The sequence below is a fragment of the Streptomyces sp. NPDC041970 genome (assembly GCF_055588985.1).
The window spans coordinates 19,881-46,010 of sequence record NZ_JBVJCD010000038.1; the positions used below are offsets into that span (position 1 = coordinate 19,881).

General features: G+C 74.1%; 24 protein-coding genes. 13 read left to right on the forward strand and 11 right to left on the reverse strand.

Annotation, left to right across the window (positions count from 1 at the left end):
• Positions 1-294: 294 nt before the first annotated feature.
• From ACZ6EJ_RS19155 to ACZ6EJ_RS19170, 4 genes are all read right to left on the reverse strand, one after another.
• Positions 295-1,914: a penicillin-binding transpeptidase domain-containing protein gene (locus ACZ6EJ_RS19155; RefSeq protein WP_469268490.1), complete on the reverse strand. Its 1,620-nt coding sequence runs from the start codon at positions 1,912-1,914 to the stop codon at positions 295-297.
• Between the two features lie 405 nt (positions 1,915-2,319).
• On the reverse strand, positions 2,320-3,324 hold the full coding sequence (locus ACZ6EJ_RS19160; protein WP_469268491.1) for a hypothetical protein: 1,005 nt from the start codon (positions 3,322-3,324) through the stop codon (positions 2,320-2,322).
• The gene (locus tag ACZ6EJ_RS19165) at positions 3,321-3,860 is read right to left on the reverse strand and encodes a DUF6932 family protein (protein WP_469268492.1); all 540 of its coding nucleotides are present in this window, start codon (positions 3,858-3,860) and stop codon (positions 3,321-3,323) included. Before ACZ6EJ_RS19165 ends, ACZ6EJ_RS19160 begins: the two co-directional genes overlap by 4 nt.
• Before the next feature lie 495 nt (positions 3,861-4,355).
• Positions 4,356-6,110 (reverse strand): dolichyl-phosphate-mannose--protein mannosyltransferase, encoded by a 1,755-nt coding sequence (locus ACZ6EJ_RS19170; RefSeq protein ID WP_469268493.1) that lies wholly within the window; start codon positions 6,108-6,110, stop codon positions 4,356-4,358.
• A gap of 53 nt (positions 6,111-6,163) precedes the next feature.
• On the opposite strand from ACZ6EJ_RS19170, the gene rsmI reads away from it, so the two are divergent.
• Entirely contained in the window at positions 6,164-7,045 is an 882-nt protein-coding gene (gene rsmI / locus ACZ6EJ_RS19175; RefSeq protein WP_469268495.1) for a 16S rRNA (cytidine(1402)-2'-O)-methyltransferase, read from the forward strand.
• A 5-nt stretch (positions 7,046-7,050) separates the two neighbouring features.
• Here the strand turns inward: rsmI and ACZ6EJ_RS19180 are convergent, their stop codons facing one another.
• Genes ACZ6EJ_RS19180 through ACZ6EJ_RS19200 form a run of 5 tightly spaced genes read right to left on the reverse strand, consistent with a single transcriptional unit; the run spans position 7,051 to position 10,933 of the window.
• Positions 7,051-8,118, reverse strand: coding sequence for a serine hydrolase domain-containing protein (locus ACZ6EJ_RS19180; RefSeq protein WP_469268496.1), 1,068 nt, complete (start codon positions 8,116-8,118; stop codon positions 7,051-7,053).
• Positions 8,115-9,038, reverse strand: a complete 924-nt coding sequence (locus ACZ6EJ_RS19185; RefSeq protein ID WP_469268498.1) for a DUF6895 family protein — start codon at positions 9,036-9,038, stop codon at positions 8,115-8,117. The genes ACZ6EJ_RS19180 and ACZ6EJ_RS19185 overlap by 4 nt, the downstream gene beginning before the upstream one ends.
• Positions 9,035-10,048 carry a DUF6895 family protein gene (locus ACZ6EJ_RS19190; RefSeq protein WP_469268499.1) on the reverse strand — a complete coding sequence of 338 codons (1,014 nt, stop codon included), beginning with the start codon at positions 10,046-10,048 and terminating at the stop codon, positions 9,035-9,037. Before ACZ6EJ_RS19190 ends, ACZ6EJ_RS19185 begins: the two co-directional genes overlap by 4 nt.
• Complete coding sequence (locus ACZ6EJ_RS19195) at positions 10,045-10,746, reverse strand: hypothetical protein (RefSeq protein ID WP_469268500.1); 702 nt, start codon at positions 10,744-10,746, stop codon at positions 10,045-10,047. Before ACZ6EJ_RS19195 ends, ACZ6EJ_RS19190 begins: the two co-directional genes overlap by 4 nt.
• Before the next feature lie 10 nt (positions 10,747-10,756).
• On the reverse strand, positions 10,757-10,933 hold the full coding sequence (locus ACZ6EJ_RS19200; RefSeq protein WP_469268502.1) for a hypothetical protein: 177 nt from the start codon (positions 10,931-10,933) through the stop codon (positions 10,757-10,759).
• A gap of 415 nt (positions 10,934-11,348) precedes the next feature.
• Here ACZ6EJ_RS19200 and ACZ6EJ_RS19205 point away from each other — a divergent pair, with 415 nt between their 5' ends.
• The 10 genes from ACZ6EJ_RS19205 to galE all read left to right on the forward strand — a co-directional run bounded on the left by ACZ6EJ_RS19205 (position 11,349) and on the right by galE (position 23,294).
• The gene (locus ACZ6EJ_RS19205) at positions 11,349-11,768 is read left to right on the forward strand and encodes a hypothetical protein (protein WP_469268503.1); all 420 of its coding nucleotides are present in this window, start codon (positions 11,349-11,351) and stop codon (positions 11,766-11,768) included.
• A 297-nt stretch (positions 11,769-12,065) separates the two neighbouring features.
• Complete coding sequence (locus tag ACZ6EJ_RS19210) at positions 12,066-12,941, forward strand: TatD family hydrolase (RefSeq protein ID WP_469268504.1); 876 nt, start codon at positions 12,066-12,068, stop codon at positions 12,939-12,941.
• 63 nt (positions 12,942-13,004) lie between these two features.
• Positions 13,005-13,877 (forward strand): 16S rRNA (adenine(1518)-N(6)/adenine(1519)-N(6))-dimethyltransferase RsmA, encoded by an 873-nt coding sequence (rsmA, locus tag ACZ6EJ_RS19215; protein WP_469268505.1) that lies wholly within the window; start codon positions 13,005-13,007, stop codon positions 13,875-13,877.
• Positions 13,874-14,773: a 4-(cytidine 5'-diphospho)-2-C-methyl-D-erythritol kinase gene (locus ACZ6EJ_RS19220; RefSeq protein WP_469268506.1), complete on the forward strand. Its 900-nt coding sequence runs from the start codon at positions 13,874-13,876 to the stop codon at positions 14,771-14,773. The genes rsmA and ACZ6EJ_RS19220 overlap by 4 nt, the downstream gene beginning before the upstream one ends.
• A gap of 352 nt (positions 14,774-15,125) precedes the next feature.
• Positions 15,126-16,937 carry an ABC-F family ATP-binding cassette domain-containing protein gene (locus ACZ6EJ_RS19225; protein ID WP_469268507.1) on the forward strand — a complete coding sequence of 604 codons (1,812 nt, stop codon included), beginning with the start codon at positions 15,126-15,128 and terminating at the stop codon, positions 16,935-16,937.
• A gap of 265 nt (positions 16,938-17,202) precedes the next feature.
• Positions 17,203-18,993 (forward strand): outer membrane protein assembly factor BamB family protein, encoded by a 1,791-nt coding sequence (locus tag ACZ6EJ_RS19230; protein ID WP_469268508.1) that lies wholly within the window; start codon positions 17,203-17,205, stop codon positions 18,991-18,993.
• A gap of 85 nt (positions 18,994-19,078) precedes the next feature.
• On the forward strand, positions 19,079-20,902 hold the full coding sequence (locus tag ACZ6EJ_RS19235; protein ID WP_469268509.1) for an outer membrane protein assembly factor BamB family protein: 1,824 nt from the start codon (positions 19,079-19,081) through the stop codon (positions 20,900-20,902).
• A gap of 212 nt (positions 20,903-21,114) precedes the next feature.
• Positions 21,115-21,804, forward strand: coding sequence for a helix-turn-helix transcriptional regulator (locus ACZ6EJ_RS19240; RefSeq protein ID WP_469268512.1), 690 nt, complete (start codon positions 21,115-21,117; stop codon positions 21,802-21,804).
• Between the two features lie 72 nt (positions 21,805-21,876).
• Positions 21,877-22,317 (forward strand): hypothetical protein, encoded by a 441-nt coding sequence (locus tag ACZ6EJ_RS19245; protein ID WP_469268514.1) that lies wholly within the window; start codon positions 21,877-21,879, stop codon positions 22,315-22,317.
• The gene (gene galE / locus ACZ6EJ_RS19250; protein WP_469268515.1) at positions 22,314-23,294 is read left to right on the forward strand and encodes a UDP-glucose 4-epimerase GalE; all 981 of its coding nucleotides are present in this window, start codon (positions 22,314-22,316) and stop codon (positions 23,292-23,294) included. Before ACZ6EJ_RS19245 ends, galE begins: the two co-directional genes overlap by 4 nt.
• A 12-nt stretch (positions 23,295-23,306) precedes the next feature.
• On the opposite strand, the gene ACZ6EJ_RS19255 is transcribed toward galE, so the two are convergent.
• Positions 23,307-23,747 (reverse strand): GNAT family N-acetyltransferase, encoded by a 441-nt coding sequence (locus ACZ6EJ_RS19255; RefSeq protein WP_469268516.1) that lies wholly within the window; start codon positions 23,745-23,747, stop codon positions 23,307-23,309.
• A gap of 216 nt (positions 23,748-23,963) precedes the next feature.
• On the opposite strand from ACZ6EJ_RS19255, the gene ACZ6EJ_RS19260 reads away from it, so the two are divergent.
• Positions 23,964-24,758, forward strand: a complete 795-nt coding sequence (locus tag ACZ6EJ_RS19260; protein WP_469268517.1) for a LuxR C-terminal-related transcriptional regulator — start codon at positions 23,964-23,966, stop codon at positions 24,756-24,758.
• Here the strand turns inward: ACZ6EJ_RS19260 and ACZ6EJ_RS19265 are convergent.
• On the reverse strand, positions 24,717-25,214 hold the full coding sequence (locus ACZ6EJ_RS19265) for a MarR family winged helix-turn-helix transcriptional regulator (protein WP_469268518.1): 498 nt from the start codon (positions 25,212-25,214) through the stop codon (positions 24,717-24,719). The genes ACZ6EJ_RS19260 and ACZ6EJ_RS19265 overlap by 42 nt on opposite strands.
• A gap of 88 nt (positions 25,215-25,302) precedes the next feature.
• Here ACZ6EJ_RS19265 and ACZ6EJ_RS19270 point away from each other — a divergent pair, with 88 nt between their 5' ends.
• The gene (locus tag ACZ6EJ_RS19270; RefSeq protein ID WP_469268520.1) at positions 25,303-26,103 is read left to right on the forward strand and encodes a trans-aconitate 2-methyltransferase; all 801 of its coding nucleotides are present in this window, start codon (positions 25,303-25,305) and stop codon (positions 26,101-26,103) included.
• Positions 26,104-26,130 lie beyond the last annotated feature (27 nt).

A 26,130-nucleotide genomic window follows, 5' to 3' on the forward strand; every position in this document is an offset into this window, starting at 1 on the left:
ATCCGGACGCCGGTCCGGGGGCTCAGGCATCCGGACGCCGGTCCGGGGGCTCAGGCATCCGGACGCCGGTCCGGGGGCTCAGGCATCCGGACGCCGGTCCGGGGGCTCAGGCATCCGGACGCCGGGCCGGGGACTCCGGCGTCCGGACGCCGGACCGGCGGCGGACCCCACCTCGCCCGGACGGGCGACCTCGGACGCACCTTCGGGACCGCCCGCCCGGCAGCCCCGAACGGCCCAGGGGGCGGGGGCGCGGTCGCCCCCGCCCCCTGGGCGCGCGGTCCTCGATCCGGCGGCTCAGCCGCCCGCGCGCAGCACCTCGGCCACCACCGGGCCCGCCGCGTCGCCGCCGTGGCCACCGGTCTGGACGACCGCCGCGGCGGCGAGGTCGTCGCTGAAGCCGGTGAACCAACTGTTGGAGGTGGCCTGCCCGTCGACCTCGGCCGAACCGGTCTTGGCGCCCTTGTCGCCGCCCACGGAGGCCATCGCCTTCGCGCCCGTGCCCCAGGCGGCCGTGGCCCGCATCATCGTCGTGAGCTGACGGCTGACGGAGGGGGAGAGCGAGCGCGAGGCCACCGCCAGCTTCCGGTCGTCCAGGGACTGCGGGACGATGACCGGCTGGCGGAAGGTGCCGGTGCGGGCGGTCGCGGTGATGGAGGCCATGTTGAGGGCGTTCATCTGGACCGTGCCCTGGCCGATGTACTGCGCGGCCGCCTCGCCGCCCGCCTCCTCCGGCACGCTGCCGTCGGCGGAGACGACGCCCGTCTTCCAGTCCAGGCCGATCCCGAAGACGTCCCGCGCCTCCTTGGCGAGCGCCGCGTCGTCGCCGACCTCGTCGATGAGCTTGATGAAGGCGGTGTTGCACGACTTGGCGAAGCTCTGGGTGAACGTGGAGCCGTCCGGCAGCGCGAAATGGTCCAGGTTGTGGAACGAACGCCCTTGCCACACCGCGTTCTTCGGGCACTCCGCCGCCGCGTCGGCGGAGGTGGCGCCCTTCTCCAGCAGCAGCGCGGCCGTCACGATCTTCATCGTGGAGCCGGGGGCCTGCTTGCCCTGCATCGCCGCGTCGAAGCCGCCCGCCGGGTTGTTGGCCACCGCGCGGATCGCCCCGGTGGACGGCTTCACCGCGACCACCGAGGCCTCCTGGTGCTTCTTCACCGCCCGCTCGGCCGCGGCCTGGGTGTCCGCGTCCAGGGTCGTCCGCACCGTGCCGGGATCGCCCGGGGTGAGGGTCAGCAGGGAGACGGCCGGCTGCGCCGTGTCGGCGGGCTCGATCAAGGTCTCGATGCCGGGCGAACCGCCCGCCGTGGCACCGTACTTCTCGCGCAGGGTCGCCAGGATCGGCCCGAGCGAGGGGAACTTCTCCTTGGTCAGCACCACGCCGTTGCGGTCGACGGCCTCGATCGCGGGCGTCGAGGCCTCGCCCGTCCTCAGGGTCGCGCCCTCGGTCAGTTGCGGGTGCACGACCGCGGGGGCCCAGTCGACCAGCGCCTTCCCGGTGGTCAGCCCGCGGACCACGGTCAACTCGGAGGCGTACGACAGGGGCTTGGACACCTTGCCGTGGACGACGGAGGCCTCGACCGTGTAGGGCACCTTCGTGCCGACCGGCGCTCCGGGAGTGATCTTCACGTTCCGGATGTGGGCGTCCTCGCCGTACGAGGCGATCACCGGCTCCGCGCCGGCCTCGTCGTTGGTGAGGAGCGCCGCGGCGGCGGCGTCCCCGGCCGCCCACGCGTCGAGGAAGCCCTTCGAGACGTCGGCTATCTCCTGGGCGGTCGGCGGGCCCGACCGCACCTCCGAGGAGATGCCCAGGCCGTTGCCGGCGTCTCCGAACACGCTGTACGCCCCGTAGCCGGCCCCGCCGGCCACCAGGACGAACGCCCCGCCGATCACGGCGGCCTTCGCTCCACTGCGCATCTGTGCGATCCCCCCTCCCAGAGAAAACCCCCCGAACCTGTCGAGGGGCACTGCGCAGCAGCCTAGGGGGCCGCGACCGGCCGGAAGCCCGTTGTTACCGGACCGGAATGCTCGCCCGCCGGCCCCTCCCGCCGGGCGAGCGTCCCCCTACACCCAGGTGTCCAACCACATCCGGTCGCGCCACAGGTCCTCCGGGAGCCAGGTCCCGGTGTACAGCGGCCAGAGGGCGGAGCTCATCAGCGATCGCTTATTGCCCGACGCAGGGATTCATGCGTGGACGGGAGACGAAAGGCGCCCTGGTCGGGACCTAGGGGCGACTGCCTGTCGACGTGTGCACTTGTCGCCTTGTGTTTGCGCGCGAAGGTGCTCTGCGTTTCTTTCAGCGTGCAGGGCAGTGCTTGAGCGCTAACCAGTGGCGTTGTCCGATTCTCTGTCCTGCAGGTCGATCAGTACATAGCTGCGATGCTCGCGTCCACCTGGAGAGCGTGCGATGAGGACGTGGGCGTCGACTTGGACTTCTTTCTCCGTGTGCGCCGCGAGGATCCCTGTCACGTTCTCCTTGGCTGTCCGGACGATAATGAGCTTGTCGTCGATCTCAAGTTCAATGAATCCGCGCTGCTTGCTGCCGCCGACGAGCAAGCCGATGAGCCTTTCGCTGGCGTCCTCGATTTTTGCGTCGTGCAGAGCTTTGCGGCAGCGAGCGGCACTAGTCGAAGTGAAGGTTGACGTTCTGTGGGTGGTGCTGCTGGACTCCCATGTCAACGTCACGTCGGTGCCTGTCGAAGCAAGAATGTGGGACAGGTCGGATAGCTGCCTGATGGCACGTCGACCCAGGGGTAGTACGGTCTCCAGGACTGTTTCTTCCGCGTCGGATTGCCTGCTGGCACCATCGGTGATGTCGAAGATCCGATTGATGGCCCTGTCTAGCAGCGCCTCGGTTCCGTTTCCCGGAAGTTCGGGCTGACCCAGGTCCGGAGCGCCCTGCAGGACCATCCCGTAGGACGAAGCGAATACCGGACCGGTGAATAGTCGCGTAGCGCGCTTGATCTCTCCTGGTACGGGCCCGGATTCTCGTCTCTGGCGTAGGTCGTCGAGGGCGTACGCGACTGATTGAACAGCCGCCTGCAGCGTGTGCAGCCAGTCGCCCAGTACGGATGCTTCCGCGTGATGGTTGCGAACCGTTTTCCCGTTCAGTGCGAATTTCAGGACGGGCCGGTCTCTTTCCAGAGGCGTATCATGGATTTCGGAATCATCCAGTACTGTGTGAGCAAGCTTTTTTAGCTGGGTCGACCGAAACTCTGCCAGGGAGCGTGGCGCGGGCTTATGGGGGGTTTCAGCGCGGCGTGCAGCCATCCATGCGCGCAAAGCTGCTTTGTCTGCAATGTCTGGAAAATGATGCCTTGCGGTCATAGTGTCACCTCCACGTACCCTCGTCGCTGCCGGCGAGAGCCCCGGCAGCGCTGCCAGATCTCGTCGTACAGGCCGAGTGCTTGGAAGACTTCGGCGTCTCCGGGCGCCATGGCCCCGGTAACGCCAAGGTCCTCGAAGGCTACTGTGGCCGGCAGTGGCAGGACGTAGGCGTCGATCCGCATCCCGTTCTTCACACACCACTCCCGGTCCATGAGGTTGGCAAGGTCGGCTAGGTCGCTCGCTTCCGTGACTGCCCCGAAGATCTCGGCGTCAATCAGGTAGGCGAGGTCGACGTCGCTGGGGTCCAGTTTGCCGCTGACGAAGCTTCCCGCCAGCCAGATGCGTCTCACCTCGCCAAACAGGCATTCAACCTGCGCGCGATGAAACCGCAGCTCGTCCCACAAGGCGGAGCGGGTGCCGGACGGTAGAAACTCCCGTGCCCGCACCAGGCGGCTCTCGACTTCGTCCCAGGCCATGGGGTAGCGGCCAGGAGGCGGGCAGAGAGTGCCCGGATCGAATGGCGGTAGCGGGGACATGCAGCTCCAGAGGCGTTCGGAGTGACGCCAGTACTCTAGGTGACGAACCGGTGTGCACACAGCGCCTCTGCTCGGATGCTCCGTCTGCGCGATCAGTCACCTCCTACCTGGCTGCGGCGCCTTGGACGGCCACGTGCGAGCGCGAGGCTATGCTGCCGCGCTGACACCGAGGGCCCGTGCCGCGGCTCTCTCCCCTGCCGGCCTGCGAGAAGTGGGCCCGGCCGCGGAACAACGGCCCTGTGGCGGCTCGTTGCCGATCCAGGGGTGCGGCCGCGGCAGCGGTCAGAGGGGGAGGCCACGGTGCGGTGGTCGCCCGAAAGGAAGGTCTGCCGGGATGAGCGGCGTCAGCACTCCTCACAGGCGAGCGGGGCCATGCTCTGCGACGCCCCGTGGTCCGTCCTGGCCCGTCGACGGACGGCCCAGGGCACCGACAACCGCCACCAACGACAACGGCGGGCCCGACACCATCAGGCGCCGGACCCGCCGTTCCCCCAGCTACACCCAGGTGTCCAACCACATCCGGTCGCGCCACAGGTCCTCCGGGAGGGAGGCCCCGGTGTACAGCGGCCAGAAGTAGATGAAGTTCCAGACGATCAGCAGCACCAGCACGCCCACCGCGATCGCGCCCAGCGTGCGGCGGCGCTCGGCGACGGGGTCGTGGAGCTCCCGGCCGGGTTCCGTGCGGGCCGCCGGGCCCAGCATCGCGCCCATCATCATCGTCACGGCCAGGCAGAGGAACGGCACGAACACGACCGCGTAGAAGAGGAAGATCGTCCGTTCCTGGTAGAAGAACCAGGGCAGCCAGCCCGCCGCCACGCCGCAGGCGATCGCGCCCGCCCGCCAGTCGCGGCGGAACAGCCAGCGCCACACCACGTACGCCAGGGCGAAGCACGCCGTCCACCACAGCAGCGGGGTGCCGATGGCGAGGACCTCGCTGGCGCACTTGCCGGTCGCCGACTCCTGGCAGCCGGTCCGCTCCTCGTAGAAGTAGGAGACCGGGCGGCCCAGGACGAGCCAGCTCCACGGGTTCGACTCGTAGGTGTGACCGGACGTCAGGCCGACGTGGAAGTCGTAGACCTGGGTCTCGTAGTGCCACAGGCTCCGCAGCCAGTCCGGCAGCCAGCTCCAGGCGGAGTCCTTGCCCTCGGTGGCCGCCCAGGTGCGGTAGTAGCCCTTGTCCGTGACGATCCAGCCGGTCCACGACACGAGGTACGTGCAGATCGCCACCGGGACCGTGGAGACGAACGCGGGCACCAGGTCCCGGCGCAGCACCGCCGCGTACGGCCGCACCGCGCCCGCCGTGCGGCGCGCGCCGACGTCCCACACCACCGTCATCAGCCCGAACGCGGCCAGGACGTAGAGCCCGTTCCACTTCGTGGCGCAGGCCAGGCCCAGCAGCACGCCCGCCGCGATCCGCCACGGCCGCCACCCCAGGCGCAGGGTCTCCGCGACGTCGGCGTCCGGGCGCAGCACCCCCGAACCGTCCACCGGCAGCGCGCCGGCGAGGGTGCGCCGGGCGTGGTCGCGGTCGGCGACCAGGCAGCCGAAGGCGGCCAGCACGAAGAACATGACGATCAGGTCGAGCAGCGCGGTGCGGCTCATCACGAAGTGCAGGCCGTCCACCGCGAGCAGCAGGCCCGCCAGGCATCCCAGGAACGTGGAACGGAACAGCCGCCGCCCGATCCGGCACAGCAGCAGCACCGAGACCGTGCCCAGCACCGCCACCATGAACCGCCAGCCGAACGGCGTGAAACCGAACAACTGCTCACCGAACCCGATGATCCACTTGCCGACCGGCGGGTGCACCACATAGCCCGGATCGGTCGGGACGGGCACCGTGGACGGGTCCTTCAGGATCAGCTTGTCGACGTCCTTGGGCCAGGACCCCTCGTACCCCTGGTTGACCAGCGACCACGCGTCCTTCGCGTAGTACGTCTCGTCGAATATCACCGCGTGCGGCTGGTCCAGGCGCCAGAAGCGCAGCAGGCCCGCCACCAGCGCGACCAGGAGCGGCCCGCCCCAGGCCGACCACCGCACCAGCCGCTCCGCCGTCTGCGGGGGGACGGCGAGCACGGACCAGAGCTGCCGGCCGGGCCGGGTGTACGGCGGGTCCAGCCGGTCGCGGAGCGAGGTCTCCGGCCGGGGGACATGGCCGAATCGGCGCAGCCGCCGCTGCCAGGAGGGCGGCTCGTCGCCGTGCGGGTCCCCGGCGTCCTGGCCCCGCTGGGTTTCGGGTGCGGTACTCGTCACCGCGCCATCGTAGGGAACGCATCCGTGCGAAGCGCGCTGCTCGTGCTGCGAGGATGGCTGATGTGACTGGAACGACTGGAACGCTCGTGCTCGCAGGGACCCCCATCGGTGACGTGGCGGACGCCCCGCCGCGCCTCGCCGCCGAACTGGAACGGGCCGACGTCGTCGCCGCCGAGGACACCCGGCGGCTGCGCCGGCTCACCCAGGCGCTCGGCGTCCACACCTCGGGGCGTGTCGTCTCCTACTTCGAGGGCAACGAGTCCGCCCGGACGCCGGAGCTGGTCGAGGCGCTGGCCGGCGGCGCGCGGGTGCTGCTCGTGACGGACGCCGGGATGCCGTCCGTCTCCGACCCCGGCTACCGGCTGGTGGCCGCCGCCGTGGAGCGGGACATCAGGGTCACCGCCGTCCCCGGACCGAGCGCGGTGCTCACCGCGCTCGCGCTCTCCGGGCTGCCGGTGGACCGGTTCTGCTTCGAGGGCTTCCTGCCCCGCAAGGCCGGCGAACGGCTCGGCAAGCTCCGCGAGGTCGCCGGAGAGCGCCGCACGATGGTCTTCTTCGAGGCGCCGCACCGGCTCGACGACACCCTCGCCGCGATGGCCGAGGTCTTCGGCGCGGAGCGGCGGGCGGCGGTGTGCCGGGAGTTGACCAAGACGTACGAGGAGGTCAAGCGCGGCCCGCTGGGCGAGCTGGCCGTGTGGGCGGCCGACGGGGTGCGCGGCGAGATCACCGTCGTCGTCGAGGGCGCCGCCGACGCCGGGAACGAGGGGCTGGACGCCGAGGAGCTGGTGCGGCGGGTGCGGGTGCGCGAGGAGGCGGGGGAGCGGCGCAAGGAGGCCATCGCCGCCGTCGCCGCCGCCGCGGGGCTGCCCAAGCGCGAGGTGTTCGACGCGGTCGTCGCGGCGAAGAACGCGGAGAAGGCCGCGCCGAAGCCGTAGGCGCCCTACGGCGCGCCGGTCAGCAGCCCGTACGCCGTCGCCACGAAGGTGTCCCGCAGGTGCACCCGCCGCGTCGCCGTCGCCGCCACCGCGAGCCCGGTGTCCGGGCGAAAGCCCAGGAACGCCTGCTGGCCCGGCGTCGCCCCGGCGTGGAAGAGGGCGGGGCCGTACGGGGTCGGGTGCTGGAACCACGTCAGCGTGTGGGTGTGCGCGTGCCGCCACCCCCGGCGCAGCACGGGCCGCCGCACGTCCGCGAGCGCGGCGGCCAGGGTGGGGTCCCACAGGGGCTCGGGGCCGCCGGGGGCGCCCAGGTGCGCCTCCAGGAACGTGAGCAGGTCCAGGGGGGTCGAGCGGACCGCGCCCGCCGCCGTGAAGCCGCCGGCGTCCAGCGCCGGCACCGGCGTGCCGTCGCGGTGGTGGCCGACCGCGTCCGTGCCGTCCGGGCCGGGGCGCAGCCGGGTGGCGTCCAGGTGCAGCGGGGCCAGCACCTGCTGGTGCAGCAGGACCTCCCACGGGGTCCCGGTGGCCGCCGCGAGGGTGTGGCCGAGGACCGAGACGGCGAAGTTCGAGTAGTGCCAGCGGGTGCCGGGGCGGTGGCGCGGGCGGGCCCGCAGGAAGGCCCGGACCACCCGGTCGGCCGGGTAGCCGCCGTAGGGGGCGGTGGTCCAGCGGGGGACGGCCTGCGGGTAGAAGTCGGCGGGCAGGCCGGGCAGCCCCGAGGTGTGGGTGAGCAGATGGCGCAGGGTGATCCGGCGCACCGAGGGGTGCACCGGGAGGCCCGGCGCCAGCAGGTCCGCCGCCCGGTCCTCGTACCGCACCCGGCCCTGGGCGACCAGCCGGGCCAGCAGCAGCCCGGTGTACGGCTTCGAGGCCGAGCCCAGCTCGTAGCGCAGCCGCTCGCGGGGGACCGGGCCCGGCCGCGCCCCGCCGCCCCGGTGGACGGTGCGGACGCCGCCCCGGCTGACCGCGAGCACCAGGTCCGGGGCGTCGACCGCGCGGGCCGCCTCGGCGAGCAGGCGGGCGGTGGCCGGGTCGCCGGGGGCGTCCACCCGCGGCGCGGTCACGTCCGTCACGCCGGGGCCGGGGAGCTGAGGTCGGACAGGGCGCGGGAGAGCGCGAGCGCGGAGGCGAACGCGGCGACCAGCGTCGGGTGGTAGACGAGGTCGAACACCGCCTCCTCGTCCCCCTCCGGCATCCCGCCCACCACCGGCATCGCCCCGTCCGGCTGCTGGGCCTGCGCGAACCCCTGCCAGGCGGCGGCGTCCAGGGTCGGGGCGGGCAGGCAGGCGTCGACCACCAGCAGCTCGCCCAGCAGGTCCCAGCGCCCCAGGTCGAGCCAGTCGTCCAGCCACGCCGGGAGCCACAGCGCCAGGTAGTCCGCCACGTCGGCGGGGAGCCCATCGGGCCGCTCGCCCCAGTCGGTCAGGTGGAACACCGTGTGCGTGATGTCGTAGCCGATGTGCCCCTCGACCGTCCACGGCTCGGGCCGCCGGGCCAACCAGGTCCGGGCCAGCGCCGCGGTCTCGGGGGTGCTCGGCTCCACGCCGAAGCGCCGCTCGATGGCGCTCAGCCCCAGCCGCCGCACCGGCAGCACCTCCAGCGCCGCCCAACTGGCCAGCCGGTGGTTGAGCCGGATCGCGGTCTCCAGCTCGGGCTGGCGGTAGCCCAGCTCCCGGAACGGTACGTAGACCTCCAGCGGGATCGGGGAGAGCGGTTCGCGCCGCTGCCCCTCCAGCAGGCGCGCCCCGGAACCGAGCAGCTCGTGCCAGGCGTGGTCGAGCAGCTTGTGCGCGAGCGCGGACTGCTGGGAGCCGGCCACGCCCTCGCGGAAGATGACCTTCCCGATCAGGGCCAGCTCGCCCAGCGGCTTGAACCGGTCCAGCACCCCGGTCTCCGGGTCCGGGTCGGCCTCCAGCCGGAAGCCCTCCCGGTGCTCGTACAGCCAGCCCAGGGCCTTCGCCCCGACCTCGTGGATCTGCTGGACGCCGCTCACGCGGCCCCCCTTTCCCGGCCGGGGCCGCCGTCGGGGCCGTCGCCGCCGGCCGCCCGCAGCGACCGCAGGGACAGGGCGGCGGCGAAGGCCGTCACGAGCGTGGAGTGGTAGCAGTCGATGAAGGGGTACGGGTCGCCCTGGGCGTCCCCGCGCGCCGGCGGGCCGGTCTCGGGGACGCAGCCGCCGGGGTGCTGGACGTCGGCGAGCGGCGGCCAGACGGCGTCCAGCAGGGCCAGGGGCGGCTCTCCCGGCAGCGAGGCGGCCACCGCGAGCAGTTCGCCGGTGAGGTCCCACTGGCCGCTCTCCAGGCAGCCGTCGGCCCAGGCGGGCAGCCAGGTGCGCAGGTAGGCGTCGATCCGGTCGGGGACCCGGTCGGGCATCCGCCCCCAGTCGGTGAGGTGGAAGACGGCGTGGGTCAGCGCGTAGCCCGAGGGGCCCTCGAACGTCCACGGCTCCGGCAGCCCGCCCAGCCAGGTCCGCGCCAGCACCGCCCCGGCGTCGGTGTGGGGCAGCACCCCCACCCGCCGCTCGGAGTTGACCAGGCCGAGCTGCCGGTTGGCCTGCTGCTCGGTGTGGGCCCAGGCGCGGGTCGCGGTGAGCGGGGCGGCCAGGCGCTCGAAGCCCTCGTGGCGCAGCCCGTGCCCGGCGAAGGCGGCGTAGATCTCGTACGGGTAGGCGGCGAACGGCTCGGTGCGCAGCAGCTCCAGGAGCAGGTCGCCCGCCTCCACCTGCTCCCAGGCGTACGCGACGAGATCCCCGGCCGCCTCGTGCTCCGGGGCGCCGGGGGCGGTGGCGCGGTGGATCGTGGAGCACAACTGGGCCAGCTCGCCCAGGGGTTTGAGCGTGGCGTTGACCTGGGTGTGGGCGTCCAGGACGTCGGCGGGGAGCGCGAAGCCGGCGCGGTGGGCGCCGGTCCAGTCGAGGGCCGCGCGCAGCACGCCGGGGAGGACGGCGAGCGCGGCGGCCCCGGCGGCGGTGTGCCGCGGGTCCTCGGTGGCGGTCGCCGTCACCGCGCCCTCGCCTCGGCCATCATCCGGGCCGCCCGCGCGTGGAGCGCGACGCGGGGGTCGCCGCCGCCCATCAGCTCGACGAAGTCCAGGCCGCGCTCCAGCCCGAGCGTCGCCGGTTCGCCGCCGATCGCCGCGAGCCAGCGGCCCGCGCCCGCCGCCTGGAGCCAGTCGCGCCGCCGGACCGCGCGGACGAAGCCGCGCGAGAGGTCGACGGCCCGCGCCGACGCGGCCCGCCGCACGGCCGAGGGGGCGGCGGGGACGGCGAGCGGGGCGAGGACCGAGAGCTGGTGGGTGAACGCCTGCCAGGGGGCGCCCTCCAGCCAGGCGGCGTCGGGCTCCTTGAACGCGCCGGCCGCGCCCGCGGTCGGGGCGGCGACCCGCTGGAGCGTGGAGATCATGTGCCAGTGGCTCCAGGCCGTGGCGGCCGGAGCGTCGGGCGTGGGCGGGAATTCGCGCACCGCCCGGTCGAGGACGGCCACGTCGCCCGGATGGGGATGGCGGCCGCTGAGGACGCTGGGCAGCAGGAGGTCGGCCCCGATGACCCGCACCGCGGCGATCTGGGTCCGGTTCTCCTCGTCGATTCCCGCCGCGCCGCACACCGTGGCGAGGTGGTCCCCGCTCCGAAGAGCGAGGACCACCTCTGTTGCCAGGTCATGCACGGCGCCCGCCAAAGGGGACGAGGCATGTGTCTGGTCCATATGCCGACGACTAGCCCTTCTTCGGGCGCGGGGTCGGAGGCGAGAGCAGGAGAGCGCCGCCGCCCGCGAGGAGCGCGAGGAAGGCGCATTCACGCGAGTCGCGGTAGAAGCCCTCGACCTCGCCGGGGTTGAGTGCGGCTTCCAGGTCGACGTCGATGTCGGTGGCGGTCTTGTCCGTGGTGTACATGGATGGTTCCCCGTCCTGTGTGGGAAATCGGGTTGACGTACGTATTAAGTGAATGTCAGGAAGGAGGACCCCGCAACTCGACGTGCTGTGCCTGTGGAAATTTCGTATTCAATTGAATACTGAATTCATGGAGCGCGGTCGTGGAAAGCGCGGGAAATGCGGGAAATCGCGGGGGTGGCCGGTGGTGGTGCGCGAGCGCATTCGCGTGACGGGCCCGGCGCATTCGGGGAGGCTCGTTTTTCCGCGCGGGCGCGTCCGGCAGCTCGTGCGACCGTCCGCGCGCGGGTGTCCACTGGAAGGGACGGGCCACCGGCGCCCACCCGCCACGGGCGGACGCGACCGTCCTGGGCGGGCGGACCGGGGCACGCGCACGGACACGGGGGAGCGCGCGGGCGGCGGACGAGGAGGATCGGGCATGAGCGAGATCGCAGCGACCACGGTTCACGAGGCGTACGCCTTCGCCTGCATGAGGTGCGGCCACGGCTGGGAGCAGGCGTACGAGATCGAGCACCGCGTGGACGTCCACGGCCGCCCGTACGTCGTCTACCGGGCCGGCGGCGAGCGGGTGCCGTCGCCGCTCTCCACGCCCACCTGCGCCAACTGCGACGGGCACGTGGTGCGCATCATGCGGGAGGGGCGGGTCGCCGACGTCCAGCGGCTCCTGGCGCAGCGGGCCGCCGCCCGCCCGGAACCGGCCGGGGGAGCCCGCCCGGATCGGGCCGGGGAGGAGGGCTCGGCGCCGGCCGGGGAGGGCAGCGCGGTGCCGGTCGCCGCCGGCGCCCCGGATCGCCACCGGCGGCTGTCCGGCCTCTTCCGCCCGTTCCACCGCGGCTGAGACGGAGGCCGGAGCCCGGAGCGCCGGAACGCCGAAGAGGCGGAGCGCCGGAGCCCGGAGAGTCGGAACGAGTCCGGGCCAGGCGCGGTGCGCGTCGCGGAGGGGCGAAGGGACGGGAACGTGCTCGCGCCCGCGCCGCCGGTGCGCCCGAGGAGCGTGCACCGAGCCCGCGCCGGGAGCGTGGACCGTGCCCGCGCCGGGAGTATGGACCGCGCCCGCGCCGCCGGTGCGCGCGGGGAGCACTCCGCGCCCGTGCCGTCGTACGCCGGTGTGACGGGCCCTCGTACGATCGTCGGCATGAGCCGTACCGAAGCCCCGCCGCTGCCCGAGCCCCTGCGGGTTCCGGTCGCCGACTCCCACACCCACCTGGACATGCAGGACTCCACCGTCGAGGAGGCGCTGGCGCGGGCCGCCGCCGTGAACGTCACCACGGTGGTGCAGGTGGGCTGCGACGTCGCCGGCTCCCGCTGGGCCGCCGAGACCGCGGCCGCCCACCCCGCCGTCCACGCCTCGGTCGCCCTCCACCCCAACGAGGCCCCGCGCATCGTCCACGGGTACGTCGAGGGCGCCGACGGCACCGCTCGGCAGGGGGCGCGGGAACCCGGCGGCAGGGCGGCGCTGGACGAGGCGCTGGCGGAGATCGACGCGCTGGCCGCCCTCGACCACGTACGCGGCGTCGGGGAGACGGGCCTGGACTTCTTCCGGACCGGACCCGAGGGCGTCGCCGCCCAGGAGGAGTCCTTCCGGGCCCACATCGAGATCGCCAAGCGGCACGGCAAGGCCCTGGTCATCCACGACCGCGACGCGCACGCGGACGTGCTGCGGGTCCTGGCGGACGCGGGCGCGCCCGAGCGCACCGTGTTCCACTGCTACTCCGGCGACGCCGAGATGGCCCGGATCTGCGCCCGCGCCGGGTACTTCATGTCCTTCGCGGGCAACGTGACCTTCAAGAACGCCCAGCCGCTGCGCGACGCGCTCGCCGCCGCCCCGGTGGAGCTGGTCCTGGTCGAGACGGACGCGCCCTTCCTCACCCCGGCCCCCTACCGGGGACGGCCCAACGCGCCCTACCTCATCCCCGTCACGCTCCGCGCCATGGCCGAGGTCAAGGGCCTGGACGAGGACGCGCTGGCCGGCGCCGTCCACGCGAACACCGCCCGCGCCTTCGACTTCTGACCGGCCCCGGAGCCGTCGTCGTGCGCCCGCCGGGGACGGCGGGGCAGCCCGTAGGCTTACCGGGTGAGCAGCACAGAGCCCGACGCCCTCCTGGGCCCCGCAGACATCCGCGACCTGGCCGCGAAGCTGGGCGTACGCCCCACCAAGCAGCGCGGTCAGAACTTCGTCATCGACGCCAACACCGTCCGCCGCATCGTGCGCACGGCCGAGGTCCGCCCGGACGACGTCGTCGTCGAGGTCGGGCCCGGCCTCGGCTCGCTGACCCTGGCCCTGCTGGAGGCGGCGGACCGGGTCGTGGCGGTGGAGATCGACGACGTGCTCGCCGCCGCGCTGCCGGCCACGGTGGAGGCCCGGATGCCGGGGCGCGCCGACCGCTTCGCCCTCGTCCACTCCGACGCGATGCTGGTCTCCGAGCTGCCCGGCCCGGCCCCCACCGCCCTGGTGGCGAACCTCCCGTACAACGTGGCCGTGCCGGTCCTGCTCACCATGCTGGAGCGCTTCCCCAGCATCGAGCGCACCCTCGTCATGGTCCAGGCCGAGGTCGCCGACCGGCTGGCCGCCCGCCCCGGCAGCAAGGTCTACGGCGTGCCGTCGGTGAAGGCCAACTGGTACGCGGAGGTCAAGCGCGCCGGGTCCATCGGCCGCACCGTCTTCTGGCCCGCCCCCAACGTCGACTCCGGGCTCGTCTCCCTCGTCCGGCGCACCGAGCCCGTCGCCACCACCGCGAGCCGCGCCGAGGTCTTCGCGGTCGTGGACGCCGCCTTCGCCCAGCGCCGCAAGACGCTGCGCGCGGCCCTGTCCGGCTGGGCCGGGTCCGCGCCCGCCGCCGAGGCCGCGCTCGTCGCCGCCGGGGTCTCCCCGCAGGCGCGCGGCGAGGCGCTGACGGTGGAGGAGTTCGCCGCGATCGCCGAGCACCGGCCGGAGGCGTCCGCGTGAGCGCCGCCGTCACCGTCCGCGTCCCCGCCAAGGTCAACGTCCAGCTCGCCGTGGGCGCCGCCCGCCCCGACGGCTTCCACGACCTGGCCAACGTCTTCCTCGCCGTCGGCCTCCACGACGAGGTGACCGCCGCCCCGGCGGACGCCCTCACGATCACCTGCTCCGGCCCCGACGCCGCGCGCGTCCCGCTGGACGCCACCAACCTCGCCGCCCGCGCCGCCCGCGCCCTGGCCGAGCGGTACGGCGTCGAGCCCGCCGTCCACCTCCACATCGCCAAGGACATCCCCGTCGCGGGCGGCATGGCGGGCGGCAGCGCCGACGGGGCCGCCGCCCTGGTCGCCTGCGACGCCCTGTGGGGGACCGGCGCGAGCCGCGACGAGCTCCTCGCGCTCTGCGCCGACCTGGGCAGCGACGTCCCCTTCAGCCTGGTCGGCGGGGCCGCGCTCGGCACCGGGCGCGGCGAGAAGCTGGTGCCGATCGAGGTCGGCGGCGCGTTCCACTGGGTCTTCGCGGTCGCGGACGGCGGGCTCTCCACGCCCGCGGTGTACGGGGAGTTCGACCGGCTCACCGCCGGCGCGGAGATCCCCGAGCCGGCCGCCTCGCCCGCGCTCCTGGCCGCCCTGCGCGCGGGCGACGCGGACGCGCTCGCGGCCTCCCTCGGCAACGACCTCCAGGCGGCCGCGCTCTCCCTGCGCCCCTCCCTCGCCGCGACCCTGGGCGCGGGCACGGAGGCGGGGGCCCTGGCCGCCCTGGTCTCCGGCTCCGGGCCGACCACGGCGTTCCTGGTCCCGGACGAGGACGCCGGCCGCCGGGTCGCCGAGGCGCTGGCCGCCTCCGGCACGTGCCGCGACACCCGCCTCGCCGTCTCGCCCGCGCCGGGCGCGCGGGTGGTCTGACGCCCGTACGTCCGTACGCCCGCCCGCGCGCCGCTGTGCGCACGGTCGCGCGGGCGGGGCCCCGCCCCGGCCCGCGCGGCTCCGCCCCCGCGGCGGCACGGGTGCGCGAACCGTCCGGCGCGACGCCCGTCCACCCGACCGCCGCGTCGACCTGCCGCGGGTCGCCCCGCCCGCCCCGGCCGTCCTCGGCCACGGGCCGGCGGCCCGTGGCCCCGCACGGGCCGGTGCACGCCGTCCCGTGCGTACGGGGAGCCGGACGCGCCCGCGGTGCGCACCCGAGGCCGCGCGAACCGGACCCCCGCCACCGCGCCGTACCCTGGAAAGGTCGATCAACCCCCCGGACAGGAGTGAAATGGCCGTCAATCTGGTCAATGTCGAGCAGGTCAGCAAGGTGTACGGCACCCGTGCCCTGCTCGACGGCGTATCCCTCGGGGTCTCCGAGGGCGACCGGATCGGCGTCGTCGGCCGCAACGGCGACGGCAAGACGACCCTCATCCGGATGCTCGCCAAGCTGGAGGACGCCGACACCGGCCGCGTCACCCACAACGGCGGGCTGCGCCTCGGCGTCCTCACCCAGCACGACTCCCTCGACCCGAAGGCGACCGTCCGCCACGAGGTCATCGGGGACCTCGCCGACCACGAGTGGGCGGGCAGCGCCAAGATCCGCGACGTGCTGACCGGCCTCTTCGGCGGCCTCGCCCTCCCCGGCTTCGAGCACGGCCTCGACACCGTGATCGCCCCCCTCTCCGGCGGCGAGCGCCGCCGGATCGCGCTGGCCAAGCTCCTCATCGCCGAACAGGACCTCATCGTCCTCGACGAGCCCACCAACCACCTCGACGTCGAGGGCATCTCCTGGCTGGCCGGCCATCTGCGCGCCCGCCGCTCCGCCCTCGTCTGCGTCACCCACGACCGGTGGTTCCTCGACCAGGTCTGCACCCGCATGTGGGACGTCCAGCGGGGCGCCGTCCACGAGTACGAGGGCGGCTACAGCGACTACGTCTTCGCCCGCGCCGAGCGCGAGCGCATCGCCGCCACCGAGGAGTCCAAGCGGCAGAACCTGATGCGCAAGGAGCTGGCCTGGCTGCGCCGGGGCGCGCCCGCGCGCACCTCCAAGCCGCGCTACCGCATCGAGGCCGCCAACGAGCTGATCGCCGACGTGCCGCCGCCGCGCGACACCAGCGAGCTGATGAAGTTCGCCAACGCCCGCCTGGGCAAGACCGTGTTCGACCTGGAGGACGTCACCGTCCAGGCCGGGCCCAAGACGCTGCTCACCCACCTCACCTGGCAGCTCGGCCCCGGCGACCGCATCGGCCTCGTCGGCGTCAACGGCGCGGGCAAGACCTCCCTGCTGCGCGCGCTGGCCGAGGCCGCCCGCACCCAGGGCGAGACGCAGCCCGCCGCCGGGAAGATCGTCGTCGGCAGGACCGTCAAGCTGGCCTACCTCTCCCAGGAGGTGCACGAGCTGAAGCCGACCCTGCGGGTCCTGGAGGCCGTCCAGCAGGTGCGCGACCGGGTCGACCTCGGCAAGGGCCGCGAGATGACCGCCGGTCAGCTCTGCGAGCAGTTCGGCTTCACCAAGGAGAAGCAGTGGACGCCGGTCGGGGACCTCTCCGGCGGGGAGCGCCGCCGGCTCCAGATCCTGCGGCTCCTGATGGACGAGCCCAACGTCCTCTTCCTCGACGAGCCCACCAACGACCTCGACATCGAGACCCTGACCCAGTTGGAGGACCTGCTCGACGGCTGGCCCGGCTCGATGATCGTGATCTCCCACGACCGGTTCTTCATCGAGCGCACCACGGACCGGGTGATGGCCCTCCTCGGGGACCGCACCCTGCGGATGCTGCCGCGCGGCATCGAGGAGTACCTGGAGCGCAGGCAGCGGATGGAGGAGGAGGCCACCCCCTCGGCCGCCGCGCCCCGTCCGGCGCCCGCCGCCGCCCCGGCCGTCTCGGCGCAGGCCAGCCGCGCGGCGAAGAAGGAGTTGCAGAAGGTCGAGCGGCAGCTCGACAAGCTCTCCACCCGCGAGACCTCGCTGCACGCGCAGATCGCGGACAACGCGACGGACTTCGAGAAGGTCGCCAAGCTCGACGCCGAGCTGCGCGATCTCGTCACCGAGCGCGACGTGTTGGAGATGCGCTGGCTGGAGCTGGCCGAGGACGCCTGAGCGCGTTCGGCGCCCCCCGCCCCGGCTGACCGTCCGTCACCTCCGGCCGGGGCGTAACGGAGGCATCACAAGGCGGTTCTCCCTTGGGAACAGGGGACGGTCCGCTCCGGTGTTCGATGGCGGGCGGGTGGTACAAAGAACCCCCGCCCGACTGTCGCAACACCGCGGACGCCATGCCCGATTCGCTCCTTTCCGGGGGATTGCCCTTCCGGAATCGCGGGGGAGACCGGATCGGACACCGGCCCGCACGAAGGGGGACGTGCTGATGAGCCAGCCGCCCAGCCAGCAACCTCCGCAGGGAGGCTTCGGGGACCCGCAGGAGCCGCCGCCGGGGACTCCTCAGCCGCCCCAGGGCCCGCCGCGGCCCCCGGCCGGACCGCCCCCCGCCGCCCCGGCGTACGGCGCCCCCCAGACGCCCGCGCCCGGCTACGGCTACCCGCAGACGCCCCCCGCGTCCGGCCCCGGCTACGGCTACCCGCAGCAGCCCGGCCCGTACGGGCAGCAGGCGCCGGGCCCGTACGCCCAGCAGCCCGGCCCCTACGGGCAGCCGCCGCACCCCGGTCTCGGCCACCCGCAGCAGCACCCCGGCGCACCGGGCTCCGGCGGCGGCTTCCTCCGGGGCCGGACCGGCGTCGTCGTCGCGGCCGCGCTCGCCGTGGTCCTCGCCGCCGGGGCGGGCGTCTGGTTCGCGGTGAGCGGCGACGACGACCCGAAGCAGCCGGTCGCCGGCCCCACCGCCGGCTCCGAGGCCCCCAGCGCCTCCCCGACGGTCGACGAGGGCGACGGCACCGGCGACGGCCGACCGGGGGACGACGACCTCAACGCCGGGCGCAAGCCCGGCGAGGCCAAGGTCGCCTGGCTCCAGAAGAACGACATCGACCTGCCGCGCAACACCGCCCCCGTACAGGGCCCCTGGTTCGTCGACGACCTGATCGTCAAGGCCGTCTACCGCAGCGTCTCGGCCTACTCCGTCGCCGACGGCAAGCGGAAGTGGACCCTGCCGCTCCCCGCCGACGTGTGCGCCACCCCCCACTCGGCGACCGCCGACGGCAAGATCGTCATCGGGGTGAAGGACGGCACCACGGACCGGTCCGACTGCTCGGTCCTCCAGATGGTCGACCTCACCACCGGCAAGGCCGGCTGGAAGAAGACGGTCAAGCAGAACGGCACCTGGGACCTGATGTCCGACATCGGCCTGGCCATCAGCCAGAACACCGTCACCGTCGGCCGTACCGGCAACTCCAACGCCTACCGCGTCAGCGACGGCAAGGAGCTGTTCGGCAACCCCTCGGGCATCTGCAAGCGCTTCGCCTTCGCCGGCGGCGAGAAGCTGATCGCCGCGGCCAGTTGCCGCACCGACGACATCAAGAACCCGCAGCACCAGGTGGAGGAGCTGGACCCCGCCACCGGCAAGGTCAAGTGGACCTACCGGCCGCCGCGCGGCTGGGAGGTCGGCAAGGTCTACTCGGTGAACCCGGTGGTCGTCTCCTTCACCCGGAAGGAGAAGGACCAGTGGTCGATCGCGGCGCTCACCCCCGCCGGCAAGCTCCGCTCCCAGATCACCCCCGCCAAGGGCGACACCCTCGGCATCGACTGCGGACGCGACTTCTCGATCTTCGGCGCCAACCTGGAAGGGTGCGGCGGCATGGCCGTTGACGCCGACACCTTCTACGTCGGGACCAAGGAGGACAGCGGCGGGTCCGCCCGGACGAACAAGGTCGTCGCCTTCGACCTGAACACCGGCAAGCCCAAGTGGGAGGCGTCCGCCCCGGCCGAGCGCGTCCTGCGGCCGCTGCGCGTGGAGGGCGGCCGCGTCCTGCTCTACCTGCGGCCCACGTACGACGCGAGCGGCGCGATCATGGCCCTCCCGGCGACCGGCGGGAAGCCCACCACCCTGCTCCAGCACCCGGAGTCGGCCGGCCGGATCGAGAACGGCTTCTTCACGGCCCAGGTCGCCTACCGGGGCGGCCGCTCCTTCGTCTTCAGCGAGCGCGTGAGCGCGAGCAACGACAAGGAGGAGCTGGAGCAGACCACCCTGCTGGTGTACAGCAAGTGACGGTCCACGACGGCTTCCGACCGCGTCCGGCCCCCTCCGGCCGCACGCGCCCCCTGCCCCCTTCGTCTTCCGAGGTACGCACGCCATGACCCAGCCGCCCAACGAGCCGCCCCACACCCCCCCGACGCCGCCCGGCCCGCCCTCCGGCGGCTTCGGCGCGCCGCAGGACCCGCCGCCCGGCGGCTTCGGCGCACCGACCCCGCCGCCCGCGGACCCGCTCGCCAAGCAGCCCCCGGCCGCCCCGGCGACCCCGCCCGCCGGGAGCCCCGCGGGCCCGCCGCCGCAGAGCGGCTACCCCACCCAGCCCGCACCGCTCCCCGACGGCTACGGCTACCCGCAGGGCCCCCCGCCCGGCTACGGCTACCCGCAGGGCCCCGGCGGCCCGCCCCAGCAGGCCTACGGCTACCCCACCCAGCCGATGCACCCGCAGCACGGGGCCCCGCAGCCGGCCGGCGGCAGGAGGACCAGCACCCAGACGCGGATCATCCTCGCCGCGGCCGTCGCCGTGGCGCTGATCATCGGCGGCGGCGTCGTCTACTCCGCCTCCGGCGACCCGGACACCCCGGAGGCGTCCTCCTCCGGCGGCGGAACGGGCGGCGAGGCCAAGGGCGGCGGGGGCGACGGCCTGGCCGGAGGCGTCGAGAAGGCGCCCGCCACCACCCGCTCCACGGTGGCCTTCCAGCTCCCGGAGCCGAAGGTCGCCGAGATCACCTCGGTCAAGGGCTCCTGGCTCACGGACAAGGCGTACGTCAAGAGCGGCGTCAGCGAGGTCACCGGCTACGACGCGGACAAGGGGACCAAGCTCTGGACCGTGCCGCTGGGCGGCGAGGTCTGCGCCGCCTCCCGGCACATGAGCAAGGACTACAAGACGGCCATCCTCTTCGAGGAGTCCAAGGCCACCGCGGAGAACAAGTACCCCCAGTGCAACCAGGTCGGCGTGCTCGACCTCAAGGCCGGCAAGCTGCTGTGGAGCAAGGGCGTCACCGCCTCCACCGGCGGCGACGAGCAGGTCCGCTTCGAGGAGGTCACGCTCAGCGGGACCACCGTCGCCGCGGGCGGCACGCGGGGCGGCGCGGCCTTCAGGCTGGCCGACGGCGCCGAGCTGTGGAAGCCGAAGGTCGGCGCGGACGGCTGCTACGACACCGGTTACGGAGGCGGCGAAGGACTCGCCGTGGTCCGCAAGTGCGGCACCTACGACAGCCCCCAGCTCAGCATCCAGACGCTGAACCCGACGACCGGCGCACCGCTGTCGTCGTTCCAGATGCCCGCCGGCGTCGAGTACGCCTCCATCGTCTCCACCAAGCCGCTGGTCGTCGCGGCCGACGTCGGCGAGACCGCCGGCGACGGCAGCGGCATCTCCGACTTCTTCTCGATCGACGCGAAGACCGGCAAGCTGATCGTGCGCATCCCCGCCGACGCCGACAACTACGCGGCGCGCTGCGGCTCCACCGACGTCGAGCAGTGCCGGCACGTCGCCGTCGGCGGCAACCGGCTCTACCTGCCGACCGAGGAGCACGACGGGACCGGGGAGTACGGCAGCACCAACGAGATCGTCGCCTTCGACCTCACCACCGGCAAGCTGCTCGGCGGCCGGGCGGACGCGGGCGACCGCTACACCCTGCTCCCGCTCCGCATGGACGGCTCCAACGTCATCGCGTACAAGGAGCCCCCGTACGACAAGGGCGGCCAGATCGTCTCCATCGACGGCGAGACGTTCGAGCAGACCCTGCTGATGGAGAACCCGAGCGACGAGGCCGTCCGGGACGCGGAGACGCGGTTCACCGCCGACCACTCCGAAGTCCTCTACTCCCAGGGGCGGCTGTTCAAGTCCAAGACGCTCATCAGCGAGCGCCGCGGCTCCGACGCCGACAAGAAGCTCTACCTGGCGCTCGGCTTCCGCGCCGGCTGACCGCCCGCCACCACCGCGCACCACACCCGGCCCCGCCGGTCGGCCACCGACCGGCGGGGCCGCCGCGTGCCGGCCGCGCGGGCGCGGGATTCGGCATTCCGGAGGGTTCTCCGGCGTAAGGGCCGCGCACCGCCGAACGAGCGTGTACCTTGCCGGGGCAGGAGTCCGGGGGCCGTATCCGGGGCGTACAGGGGCATGTGGGGGCTTGTTCGATGGGCGTGCGGCTCATGGTGGTCGACGATCACCGCCTGCTCGCCGAGGCGCTCGCCTCGGCGCTGAGACTGCGCGGGCACCGGGTGCTCGCGGCGGCCGCGCCGACGTCCGGGGCGGCGGAGCTGGTGGTCGGCCGGGCCCCCGACGTCTGCCTGTTCGGCACCGCCTCGCCCGCCGCGCCGGGCGTCTTCGACCCGATCGTCCGCATCGGCCGGGAGCGCCCGCGGGTGGCGGTGGTGGTCCTCGGACCGGTGCCCAGTCCGCGCGGGATCGCGGCCGCGTTCGCCGCCGGGGCCGTGGGGTACGTCCGGCACGACGAGCGCATCGAGGGCGTCGAACGGGCGATGCTCCGGGCGCGGGCCGGGGACAGCGCGGTCGCCCCGCAACTGCTGCGGGGGGCCTTCACCGAGCTGCTCGACCCGGCGGCCCAGCCCGACGACGAGGGGCGGCGGCTGCTCGGGACGCTCACCCCGCGCGAGGCCGAGGTGCTGCTGCGGGTGGCCGAGGGCGAGGACACCCGGCTGATCGCGGCCGGGATGCGGATAGCCCCGAGCACCGCGCGGACCCACGTCCAGCGGGTCCTGGCGAAGCTGGGCGTCGGCTCCCGGCTGGAGGCGGCCGCCCTCGCGGCCCGTACGGGGCTGCTGGAGCGGGCGGCGTGCGCGGCGCGGGGGCCCGCCGCCCGGTGAGTCCGCTGCCGCGGCCCCGCCGGTGGTCGGTCGCGGGCGTTCCTGTCGGGGGAGAGGGGGGGGAGGACCCTGGTGAAGAAGACCGTGACGACCCTCGCCGACGGCCGCGGGGAGGCGGACGGGGCGCGGGCCGTCCGCGCCGCCGGCCACTGGATCGCGGACGTCCCCCGCGAGGTCCGCCTCCGCCCGCGCCGCCGCGTCCTCGGCCCGCGGGAGCCGGACGGGGACGCGCGGGCGGAGTCCCCCCGAACCTGCCGGGAGCCGCTGCGGCGGTCCGGCCGGATCCTCCGCTCCGGCGAGCCGCCGACCCCGTACGTCTCCGCCCGGCGCCGGGCGGAGACGTACGGGCCCGCACGGGACGGGGCCGCGCCGCACCCGGAGCTTTTCACCATCCGCCGGGCGTCCGGCAAGCTGAAGCACCTCGCGGCTTCCGAGTCCGGCACGGGCGCCCCCATCGACGGCGTGCCGCCGGAAGCCGCGGCCCAGCGACTGCGAGAGGTAGCGAGCGCGTGAGCACCCCCCCGAAGAAGTACCTGGTCACCGGCGGCGCCGGATACGTCGGCAGCGTGGTCGCCCAGCACCTGCTGGAGGCCGGGCACGCGGTGACCGTCCTGGACGACCTCTCCACCGGCTTCCGCGAGGCCGTCCCGGCCGGGGCCGCGTTCGTCGAGGGCCGCGTCCAGGACGCGGCCCGCCACCTGGACGCCTCCTACGACGGCGTCCTCCACTTCGCCGCGTTCTCCCAGGTCGGCGAGTCCGTGGTGGACCCGGAGAAGTACTGGGTCAACAACGTCGGCGGCGCCACCGCCCTGCTCGCCGCGATGCGCCACCACGCGGTGCGCACCCTCGTCTTCTCCTCCACCGCCGCCACGTACGGCGAACCGGCCGCCCTCCCCGTCACCGAGTCCGCCCCGACCGCGCCGACCAACCCGTACGGGGCCTCCAAGCTCGCCGTCGACCACATGATCGGCGGCGAGGCCACCGCCCACGGCCTGGCCGCCGTCTCGCTGCGCTACTTCAACGTGGCCGGGGCCTACGGCGACCACGGCGAACGCCACACCCCCGAGACCCACCTCATCCCCCTCGTCCTCCAGGTCGCCCTGGGCCGCCGGGCGTCGGTCTCCGTCTACGGCGACGACTACCCCACCCCGGACGGCACCTGCGTCCGCGACTACATCCACGTCGCCGACCTGGCCGAGGCCCATCTGCTGGCCCTGGACGCCGCCGTCCCCGGCGAGCACCTGATCTGCAACCTCGGCAACGGCAACGGCTTCTCCGTCCGCGAGGTCATCGAGACCGTCCGCGCGGTCACCGGCCACCCCGTCCCCGAGACCGCCGCCCCCCGCCGGGGCGGCGACCCGGCGGTCCTCGTCGCCTCCGCCGCCACCGCCGCCGAACGGCTCGGCTGGCGGCCCGCCCGCACCGACCTGGCCGGGATCATCGCCGACGCCTGGCGGTTCGCCCGCCGGGAGGAGCCCGCCGCGCCGTGACCGCGCGCCCGCTCACAAGTGCTTCACCAGGATGAACTCGGTGACGCCGGGCGGGTAGTCCTCGACCCGGCCGACCTCCTCGTACCCCTGCTTGCGGTAGAAGTCCGGAGCCTGGAAGTCCCAGGTCTCCAGCCGCGACCGGGTGCAGGCGCGCTCGGCGCGGGCCGTCCGCTCGGCCTCGGCGAGCAGCCGCGCGCCGAGGCCGGCGCCCCGGTGCGGCGCGTCGACCCAGAGCAGGTCGACATGGAGCCAGTACCCCCAGGTCCGCCCGGTCAGCCCGCCGGCCACGGCGCCGTGGCCGTCCAGCGCCCAGACCTCCAGCGGGGTCTCGTGCTCGGCGGAGGTGGTCAGAAGGGCGCGCAGACCGGCGGATGCCGCCACGTTGTCCTGGCGCAGACGCCCGCTCAGCAGAATGCGACGTTCTTTGTCTACTTCTGTCACAAGACGGAACATGAAACTCACCCTAAACATCTGGGACGACCAGTTCGGTGAATCGCCTACCCCCTGCCGCCCCCGCCCGTACGCTGATGCCCGGCACCGGCGGGGGCCGGTGCCGACGCAGGGGGCGGGAGAGCCGGGCGCGGCGCCCGGAGCGCGGCGGTGGACGGCCCACGGCGGCGCCGGGCGCGCCGTGCCCGCGGTCGTCCGCCCCCACTTCTGGGGGTCTTCGTGGCGCGCATCCGGGTCCTGGTGGTCGACGACCACCGCATCTTCGCCGAGTCGCTCGCGGCGGCCCTCGCGGCCGAGCCGGACATCGACGTCTCCGCCGCCGGCAGCGGCCCCGCCGCGCTGCGCGCCCTGGAGCGGGCGGCCGCCGAGGGGCGCGGGTACGACGTGATGCTCGTCGACGCCGAGCTGGGCGCCCCGGCCGCCGGGGGCGGCCCCGAGGCTTCCCCGCCCCGGCCGGGCGGGCCGGACCCCGCGGACGGCATCGAGTTGGTCGCCGGGGTGCGCGCGGGCCGGCCCGCCGTGCGCTCGGTGGTCCTCGCCGAGAAGGACGACCCGCACAGCGCCGCCCGCGCGCTCCAGGCCGGGGCGTGGGGCTGGGTGGCCAAGGACTGCTCGCTGCAACGGCTGCTCGCGGTCGTCCGGGGCGTGCTGCGCGACGAGACGCACCTGCCGCCCGCCCTCCTCACCGGCGTACTGCGGGAGTTGACCACCGCGCGCAGGGACCGCAGCGAGAGCGAGCGGCTGGTGGAGTCGCTGACGCCCCGCGAGTGCGAGGTGCTGCGCTGCATGGTGGCCGGGCTCGGCCGCAAGGCGGTCGCGGAGCGGCTGTTCCTCTCCCCCCACACGGTGCGCACCCATATGCAGAACGTGCTGGGCAAGCTCGGGGTGCACTCGACGCTGGCGGCGGTGGCGCTGGCGCGCCGGGCGGGCGTGGAGCCCGCCGGTCCGGCGGGGGAGGGGGCGGGAGAGCCGCTATCCGGGGACGTTGTCGAACGGGGCGGTCAACTGGCGTAGCAGCGCGGCCAGCTCGCCCCGCTCCTGGCGGGACAGCTCGCCGAGGATGGCCCGCTCCTGGTCCAGCAGCCCGGCCAGCGACTGGTCGGCCTTGTCGCGCCCCTCGGCCGTGAGCCGGACGAGGACGCCCCGGCGGTCGCTCGGGTCGGGCAGCCGCTCGACGAGGTTCTTCTTGGTGAGGCGGTCGATCCGGTTGGTCATGGTGCCCGAGGTGACCAGGGTCTGGGTGAGCAACTGGCCGGGGGAGAGCTGGTACGGGGCGCCGGCCCGGCGCAGCGACGTGAGGACGTCGAACTCCCACGGCTCCAGGTGGTGCTCGGCGAAGGCGGTGCGGCGGGCCCGGTCGAGGTGGCGTGCCAGGCGGGAGACGCGGCTGAGCACCTCAAGCGGTTCCACGTCGAGGTCGGGGCGCTCGCGGCGCCATGCAGCGACCAGTCGGTCGACCTCGTCCTCCATGTCGGCCAGTGTAGAGGGTCTGTCGACATGAAGTCTCTTGAAACCAAGTGTCTTGACATCAAGAGAAGCGGCACGGGACCCTTCCCCCATGACCGCACCCACCTGGGACCCGCACCAGTACCTGCGCCACGCGGGCCACCGCACCCGCCCCTTCCACGACCTGCTGGCCCGCGTCGGCGACCTCCCCCGCCACCCCGCACCCCGCATCGCGGACCTCGGCTGCGGCGCGGGCGACGTCACCGCCCTCCTCGCCGAACGCTGGCCCGCCGCCCGCGTCACCGGCTACGACACCTCCCCGCGGATGCTCGCCGAGGCCGCGACCCGCGCCCGGCCCCCGCGGCTCGACTTCGTCGAGGCCGACGCCACCGCCTGGACGCCTGCCGAGCCCCACCACCTGATCCTCTCCACCTCCGCCCTCCAGTGGATGCCCGGCCACGCCGACCGCTTCCCCCGCTGGCTCGACGCGCTCGTCCCCGGCGGCGTCCTCGCCTTCCAGGTCCCCGGCAACTTCACCGCCCCGAGCCACACCCTGCTCGCCCGGCTCACCGGGTCCGACCGCTGGCGCCCCCGCCTCCGCGGCGTCGGCGACCGCACCGCCGCGGTCCTCGACCCCGCCGACTACCTCACCCGTCTGAGGGACCTCGGCTGCGCCGCGGACGTCTGGGAGACCACCTACCTCCAGACCCTGCACGGCGACGACGCCGTCCTCGACTGGGTCAAGGGCACCGCCCTGCGCCCCGTCCTCACCGCCCTGGCCGACGACCCCGAGGCCCGCGACGCGTTCCTCGCCGAATACCGCGACCTGCTGCGCGCGGCCTATCCGCCCGGCCCGTACGGCACGGTCTTCCCGTTCCGCCGCGTCTTCGCCGTCGCCCGCAAGGAGAAGTGACACCCCCGAGCGCCGGACCCGCACGGC

Coding starts and splice junctions, on each gene's coding strand:
- ACZ6EJ_RS19160 (WP_469268491.1), bottom strand. CDS start 3,324: ATGACCGCAAGGCATCATTTTCCAGACATTGCAGACAAAGCAGCTTTG.
- ACZ6EJ_RS19155 (WP_469268490.1), bottom strand. CDS start 1,914: ATGCGCAGTGGAGCGAAGGCCGCCGTGATCGGCGGGGCGTTCGTCCTG.
- ACZ6EJ_RS19195 (WP_469268500.1), bottom strand. CDS start 10,746: ATGGACCAGACACATGCCTCGTCCCCTTTGGCGGGCGCCGTGCATGAC.
- ACZ6EJ_RS19255 (WP_469268516.1), bottom strand. CDS start 23,747: ATGTTCCGTCTTGTGACAGAAGTAGACAAAGAACGTCGCATTCTGCTG.
- rsmI (WP_469268495.1), top strand. CDS start 6,164: ATGGCTGATGTGACTGGAACGACTGGAACGCTCGTGCTCGCAGGGACC.
- ACZ6EJ_RS19200 (WP_469268502.1), bottom strand. CDS start 10,933: ATGTACACCACGGACAAGACCGCCACCGACATCGACGTCGACCTGGAA.
- ACZ6EJ_RS19270 (WP_469268520.1), top strand. CDS start 25,303: ATGACCGCACCCACCTGGGACCCGCACCAGTACCTGCGCCACGCGGGC.
- ACZ6EJ_RS19235 (WP_469268509.1), top strand. CDS start 19,079: ATGACCCAGCCGCCCAACGAGCCGCCCCACACCCCCCCGACGCCGCCC.
- ACZ6EJ_RS19240 (WP_469268512.1), top strand. CDS start 21,115: ATGGGCGTGCGGCTCATGGTGGTCGACGATCACCGCCTGCTCGCCGAG.
- ACZ6EJ_RS19210 (WP_469268504.1), top strand. CDS start 12,066: ATGAGCCGTACCGAAGCCCCGCCGCTGCCCGAGCCCCTGCGGGTTCCG.
- ACZ6EJ_RS19205 (WP_469268503.1), top strand. CDS start 11,349: ATGAGCGAGATCGCAGCGACCACGGTTCACGAGGCGTACGCCTTCGCC.
- ACZ6EJ_RS19265 (WP_469268518.1), bottom strand. CDS start 25,214: ATGGAGGACGAGGTCGACCGACTGGTCGCTGCATGGCGCCGCGAGCGC.
- ACZ6EJ_RS19230 (WP_469268508.1), top strand. CDS start 17,203: ATGAGCCAGCCGCCCAGCCAGCAACCTCCGCAGGGAGGCTTCGGGGAC.
- ACZ6EJ_RS19225 (WP_469268507.1), top strand. CDS start 15,126: ATGGCCGTCAATCTGGTCAATGTCGAGCAGGTCAGCAAGGTGTACGGC.
- ACZ6EJ_RS19165 (WP_469268492.1), bottom strand. CDS start 3,860: ATGTCCCCGCTACCGCCATTCGATCCGGGCACTCTCTGCCCGCCTCCT.